At 57.7% G+C, this 4,732-nt stretch carries 6 protein-coding genes; 3 read left to right on the top strand and 3 right to left on the bottom strand.

Features of this window, described 5'->3' with window-relative positions; genetic code table 11:
* Nucleotides 1–47: 47 nt before the first annotated feature.
* From IPM06_19575 to IPM06_19585, 3 genes are all read right to left on the bottom strand, one after another.
* Nucleotides 48–1,175: a hypothetical protein gene (locus IPM06_19575; GenBank protein MBK8772606.1), complete on the bottom strand. Its 1,128-nt coding sequence runs from the start codon at nt 1,173–1,175 to the stop codon at nt 48–50.
* A 235-nt stretch (nt 1,176–1,410) separates the two neighbouring features.
* Nucleotides 1,411–2,553: an AAA family ATPase gene (locus IPM06_19580; GenBank protein ID MBK8772607.1), complete on the bottom strand. Its 1,143-nt coding sequence runs from the start codon at nt 2,551–2,553 to the stop codon at nt 1,411–1,413.
* A gap of 175 nt (nt 2,554–2,728) precedes the next feature.
* Entirely contained in the window at nt 2,729–2,917 is a 189-nt protein-coding gene (locus IPM06_19585; GenBank protein ID MBK8772608.1) for a hypothetical protein, read from the bottom strand.
* A 164-nt stretch (nt 2,918–3,081) separates the two neighbouring features.
* Between IPM06_19585 and IPM06_19590 the strand changes: the two genes are divergently transcribed.
* Genes IPM06_19590 through IPM06_19600 form a run of 3 tightly spaced genes read left to right on the top strand, consistent with a single transcriptional unit; the run spans nt 3,082 to nt 4,658 of the window.
* Nucleotides 3,082–3,381: a hypothetical protein gene (locus tag IPM06_19590; protein MBK8772609.1), complete on the top strand. Its 300-nt coding sequence runs from the start codon at nt 3,082–3,084 to the stop codon at nt 3,379–3,381.
* 1 nt (nt 3,382) lies between these two features.
* Nucleotides 3,383–3,790: a hypothetical protein gene (locus IPM06_19595; GenBank protein MBK8772610.1), complete on the top strand. Its 408-nt coding sequence runs from the start codon at nt 3,383–3,385 to the stop codon at nt 3,788–3,790.
* A 55-nt stretch (nt 3,791–3,845) separates the two neighbouring features.
* The gene (locus tag IPM06_19600) at nt 3,846–4,658 is read left to right on the top strand and encodes a hypothetical protein (GenBank protein MBK8772611.1); all 813 of its coding nucleotides are present in this window, start codon (nt 3,846–3,848) and stop codon (nt 4,656–4,658) included.
* Nucleotides 4,659–4,732 lie beyond the last annotated feature (74 nt).

Below are 4,732 nucleotides of genomic sequence, written 5' to 3' on the forward strand. Positions count from 1 at the left end.
GTCGAACGACAGGCGCAATGTGGACGGGGTGGAGAGGGTGACGGTGATCATCTTGCACCCCCATCAACCAAATCCCACCGCAACGCTTCCCGCTCCGCATCGTTCTTACATGCCCGCTCTCGCACGGCTGACAGGTATGCGCTCAACTTGCCGATGCGCAGCATATCGTTGGCGTCCATGCCCTTCGGAGCGTTCGGTAGCACTGGCGATGAAACCGCCGTCGCACCGGTCAATTGCTCCGCCAGTTTGCGGGCGATGTCTGGCTTATCCATCCACACGATGACGGTGCGGAACTTCGCAGCGAAGGCGGGGATGGATGTCGGTAACGTTGCCGATTCACTTCCCAGTGACAACACATCAAGCGCCGCCAGGTGATGGACTTGCCAGATTGACGCGGCGTTAATCTCTCCCTCGCAGATGACCAGTGTGCGCAAATCCTCTGCGCAGCCTAGCAGGGCCTGCCCGCCGTACATTGCGCCGGCGAACTTCGAACCGGGTTCGCTGATAATCTTCGGTCCATCGGTCGGGGCAATGAATCGGTAGCGGATGGCTTGCAACTTTCCCGCCCGATACCACGGGATTACAATCGCCGGCTGCTCACGGTGCGAGCCGAACCCGAAACCGAACGCTTGCCATGTCGGTGTCATCAGTCCGCGTTCGGCCAAGTAGCGTGAGCCTGGGTTGTCATCTGCCAGCAGCGTTACCTGCGCAGCCTCCACAATCGGGGCGCATCGCTCTCGCCATTCGTCAGTCTGGGGTGATGGGGGCGGTGGCGCTGGCCTTCGTGCATCCTGATTGTCCGAAGTCTGCAAGAAGGTGCGCGAAGCCCCGGTCAAGTCGGTGACGGCAGATGCGAAGTCCATGCCGGTTGTGAACGTCACGAACTCTATCGCATCATGCCAACCATGCCCGCCGGCGTCGATAGGGTGACAGTTGCGGCAGAACCATCCATCCTTCTTGACGTGCAACCGGTCTTCCCCGCCGCACTTTGGGCATGGCCCTTGCATCTCGCTACCAGAGGCACGGCGCAACTCGACATATCTTCCCGCCAGGTCAATGACGTTGGTTCGCTTGGCGGTTTCAATCGCTGTGCTCCAAACAGAATTTTGCGGCGCCGGTTTCGCCCACTGTTTGGATTTTCTGCTTGATACTTCCCCTATCATCCCGATGCTCATTCGACTCTCCATTTACCCTTCGTGACCCTTCTTGCATTCGTGCACACTATAAATAGTGTGTGCACGAAGACAGAAGGTAGGGTTTCGCCTGCAAGAAGCCTTACCGAAGTCTGCAAGAAGGTGTCCCCACCACATGTAGGCAATCTGCAAGAAGCCTTACCGAATGTGTTAGAACTTCGTGCAGGGGGTGCCAAAAAAAATACATGTCCCTGCAAGAAGCCCCCCCCCCTATTTTTCATCTCGAATACTCCAAATTGGACGTTCCGCCACGCTTGAATATTTGCCCAGACTCCGCCATTTCGCGCAGCAATCCCTTGACCTTTCGGATACTCGGAGCCTTCCCGCCGGGCTTGGCTGCCATGCGCTCGCACACCAAATCGGTAATATCTTTCGCCGGCATCCAGTTACCGACCGACCGCATCTCATTCTTGATATGCGCCATAATTGCGATGTTGACGGATTCTTCACTGGTTGCGACGGCTCGTGACCAGAATCGCCCCGTGTGTAGCATTTTCGTTCCGTCAACATGCTGATATGTCCAGATGGCGCCGAACGTATCGAACTCCTGGTAGTCCCTGACTTTGGTTGCCGTTATGATTACGGCATCCTCTCGGTTATTGCGCTCGACGCACAGCGCCAGATCCAGCGATGCTTCGATACTGGAATGCCCGCGCAGGCTTTCGCCCTTGCGCACGCCGACCGATGCGGCCGCGCCGTTTGACTTGCGCTGATGATGGACAATGACCACGGCGCAACTGGTGCTCTCTGCCAACCATCGCAGATTGCCCATTACCTTTGCCATATCTCCGCCGTTTTCCTCTGTCTCTCCCAGGATAAGGCCCAGGTTATCGACGATGATGAGCCTGAACTTATTGCTTGTGACGAATAGTGCTAAGTCCCTGACGACTGTCCGGTCTGATGCGTTAAGCCAGGGGTCAGGCATTGATACGTATTGCATCGGGACAGTTGCGGGCAATTCGTGACCTCGCCCCAAAGCGCCGATGCGCTCACGGGTGCGACGATTGCCGTTATCGAAGTCTACCCAGAGGACCGGAGCTTGATTCGTGCGGAATGTAACGCCGGGGATAATGTCGCCGTTGTCCATTGACGATAACCACGGAACGCCGCCGGCAACGCACAGCGCCATGTCAGCCAGGACCATTGACTTAAGGCTGCCAGGGCCACCGTACACAATGGACAGAGAGGGAACCGGCAACAATCCGTCAATCAGAAATTGCGTCGGCTCATTATGCGCATATGCGTCGGCTAGCGTTTCGGGTACCCATTGCCCACGAAGACCGCCGGATTGCATATCATCCGGCATAACTACACTCGCCTCTAACAATTGCCTGATGTCGTCATCAGTAAAATCAGTCATGCTGGCACCCGCTTCTCAAGCCGTCGTAACCGGGCGTACAGCACACTCAGCGCCGCCCGTTTGGTGTCACTCGGCGCCCAAGACTTCGCCGTGTCGATGGCCTTGTGAATGGCGTCGATACGCAAACTCAAACTACGGTCAAAACGTCTTTGCTTTGACATCGTGTGCCTCTGGGCTATGCAGTTTGCTTTTCGGTAGACTCCCGCTCTTCCAAAGCATCAAGCGCAGCCGCAATTACACGGTCGCTGGATGGGATCTCCCCAAGTTTCTGGGCGAGCCTGATGCGCCATTTCTTGAGGCGGCGCATGGTCTCAATCGATACACGGGTCATTCCGCCGTCAACTAGTTTCGTCTCGTCAATCATCATAGCCTCCGTTTGGTTGTGAATTATCGTCTGTTGACATTCTAGCATGGCGCATCTATTCTGTCAACATTGATTTCCGTAGTTGACAACCGCCGACATCAATGCTACAATGTATACATCAAACAGTGATTGACCGATTCCCAAAAGGACCGAACCATGACAGCATGACAGCAACAGCAGTTTACACCCATCACAGGAACTTCGTAGCGCCGCTCAGCGAGTTCGACTCGGGGCGCAAGATGTTTCGCACCGGCAAGCGCCTTGCCGATTGCATCACGGATGAACAGGCGGACGGTTGGCTTGCAGCCGAAGCCGCCGGCGCCCAGGCTTACCTGCGTGTCATGGAAGCGGAGCACGTTCCGTACACCGTCGCACTGGCGGGGCTGGATGCGCTCACGGCGCCTGGGTGGAGTCGGGAACCGGCAATTGAGGATGATTATTTCGACATTCGGAAAGGAAACTGACATGAACCCGCTCGAAGCTCTTATCTCAGACGCACTGGACATCAAGGACGCACTGCGCGACGCCGTGACGAATCTTGAACTCGCCATCGAAGCTGACCACAAGGCGAGACGCACGGCGAAAGAGGCCATGACCGCCTACGACAACGCCGAAGCGGAATGGGAATACGACCAGATGTGCGTTCCCGAAAACGGCACGAAGATCACCGCCGACGTGCGCAAGGCGATGGTCGCTTCGGCCAAGGTCAAGGCGCAGCGCGATGGCGCTCTGGCTGGATATCTGGCAATGGCGAACGCCGCACGCTACAACGCAGAGGATGCGGCGATGGCGCTCTTGCAGGCGGAGAAGCGGTACGGCGCGACCAGGTCCGCATGCGACCTGACCGCCGCAATCCTGAACGCAGCTAAGTAATCCTTTTTTCTATAGCCTGCCGGCGGGCATCGTACACCGGAGAAAGGTTCTGAACGTGACTACTTCCCTGATGACGCAAGGCGCGAAATTGACCGAAACGCAACTGGCCGTTTTGGCCGAGATGGATTCGGAGGGCAATTCCTGGGGGGATTTCATTCCCGACCGCATCAAATTTGGTAGTGGCGGCCTGATGGCTTTCCAGACCGGTGACGGGCAGGTTATGCCGTCCCCGATTAAGGCCGTCGTGATTGTGGCGCAACGCTGTCGGGCGTTCTGGCCTAGCAAGGACACGGCGGGTATGCCGCCCCTCTGCGCATCTGCGGACGGGTTCGCCGGGACATTCGACATCGGTTCTGCGCAGGTCAAGGATGCGCTGACTTTGGAGCATCGTCACCCGGCGCTGTCGACCGTTGACCCTGATGCGGCTGTCGGTCCGTGGGATTGTGCGTCGTGTCCGCTTGCGCAGTACGGTTCGGGTGCAAACGGGGCGCAGGCGTGCAAGTCTCTCCGTCGCCTGGTGATTCTGCCGGAAGGCTGGAGTGCCCCGGCGCTCTTAACCCTCCCGCCGACATCGGTCAAGGTCTGGGACGCCTTTGCCAGCGGGCGCAAGTCTCGCCAGCGTGCGTACTTTGACGGCTACGCCTTCCTTGGCTTGACGCAGGATACCAACAAGTCCGGCATTAAGTACGCCAAGCTCACGGTCGGGGCCGGGGACGCCTTGACCGAAGCGCAACTGGCAGACGTGATTGTCGCTCGCCATCAGTACGCCGAACTGGTGCGCAGCATGGGCTTGGTCGCAGACGATTACGACACCTCGCCTGTAGTGGACGGTGCGCCGGCTGATGACCCGACGTTGCCGCCGTTCTGATAGGTTTTTCAGTCACCGGACGGGGCAATCAATCCAGGGGTGGAAACGTGAATAACCCCGTCCGGTAGATTTTC

This window comes from Hyphomicrobiales bacterium (genome assembly GCA_016710435.1).
Lineage (GTDB): Bacteria > Pseudomonadota > Alphaproteobacteria > Rhizobiales > Aestuariivirgaceae > Aestuariivirga.

Coding starts and splice junctions, on each gene's coding strand:
- IPM06_19575 (MBK8772606.1), bottom strand. CDS start 1,175: ATGAGCATCGGGATGATAGGGGAAGTATCAAGCAGAAAATCCAAACAG.
- IPM06_19595 (MBK8772610.1), top strand. CDS start 3,383: ATGAACCCGCTCGAAGCTCTTATCTCAGACGCACTGGACATCAAGGAC.
- IPM06_19590 (MBK8772609.1), top strand. CDS start 3,082: ATGACAGCAACAGCAGTTTACACCCATCACAGGAACTTCGTAGCGCCG.
- IPM06_19580 (MBK8772607.1), bottom strand. CDS start 2,553: ATGACTGATTTTACTGATGACGACATCAGGCAATTGTTAGAGGCGAGT.
- IPM06_19585 (MBK8772608.1), bottom strand. CDS start 2,917: ATGATTGACGAGACGAAACTAGTTGACGGCGGAATGACCCGTGTATCG.